Raw genomic sequence first — 1,149 nt, forward strand, 5'->3', positions numbered from 1 at the left:
ACCGGCTGGTAACCGACGGAAACTCCCTGGACTACCCCCGGCGGCCGTAGGGTGACTGGTGCGATGAGGGCGGTACAGCAGGGACGAGACGGGTCAGGCAGCTGACGCAGCAGCCTCGAGCGGCTGATGCAGGAGGCCGTACGCGTCTCCCCGGCACCCGGAAGCCACTCGCCCGCGTGGCGGGCGAGCGTGACCCTGCTGATCGGCCTGGTGGCGCTGGCCGTGACCGGACACATCGAGCTGGCCGCGTACGCCTGTTTCGGCACCTTCGCCTCGATCTACGGTGGCCGCCAGCCGTTGCGGGGACGCTGGCGGGCCCAGGCCGCGGCCGGAGCACTGATGTGTCTCGCCGTGCTGTGCGGCGCCCTGGTCGCGACCTCGTCGCACCGGGCCTGGCTCGTCATCCCGGTCGCCGCGGTGTGGGCCGCGGCCGGGTCTATGCTGTCGGACCGGTTCGTGCTGCGACCGCCCGGGCCGATGTTCCCGGTCTTCGCGGTGGCGACGTGCGCGGCGCTTCCGGTGACCCTGTCCGGGGTCTCGGTCGCGGCCGGGGTGGCCGTGGCCGCGGCCCTGATCGCGGTGGCCCTCGGCGTGCTCGAGGAGCGGCTGGCCGGCAACGGCGCCTCGGTCGAGGCGAACCGGGGTGAGGTCCGGATCGACCATGCGACGGCGGTCGTCGTCGCGGTCGTGGTCGCCGGCACCGTCTCGACCGCGCTCGGGCTGAGCCACACCTACTGGGCGATGGTGGCCGCAGCGGTGCCGTTCGGGGTCACCGGGCTGATGGCCCAGACGACCCGCGGACTGCAGCGCGTCGTGGGCACCGTGGTCGGCCTCGTCCTGGCGGCCGTGCTGCTCTCGGTCTCCCTGCCCGCCCTCGTCGTCGCGGTGGTCGTCGCCGCGCTCCAGGCCGTCACCGAGCTGCTCGTCGGGCGTCACTACGGCCTCGCGCTCGTCGCCATCACGCCGCTCTCGCTGCTGATGGTGCAGCTCGGGCACCCACAGCCCGTCGACGCCCTGCTGTGGTCACGTTTCGCCGAGACGCTCCTCGGTGTCGTCGTGGGTCTCGCCGCGGCCTTGGCGCTCCGCGAGTTCCGCCGCCGCTGACAGCCCCTGCCGAATCTGCAGTTGTGGGTGACGAAACTGTGGTTT

At 72.8% G+C, this 1,149-nt stretch carries 1 protein-coding gene; it reads left to right on the forward strand.

What is annotated here, in order from left to right; translation table 11 throughout:
- Nucleotides 1–189: 189 nt before the first annotated feature.
- A complete protein-coding gene (locus ACFVJS_RS28020) occupies nt 190–1,104 on the forward strand; it encodes an FUSC family protein (RefSeq protein WP_378886810.1) in 915 nt (304 codons plus the stop codon).
- Nucleotides 1,105–1,149: the final 45 nt, after the last annotated feature.

Origin of the sequence: Nocardioides sp. NPDC057772 (assembly GCF_042798075.1) — a bacterium.
Classification (GTDB): Bacteria; Actinomycetota; Actinomycetes; order Propionibacteriales; family Nocardioidaceae; genus Nocardioides.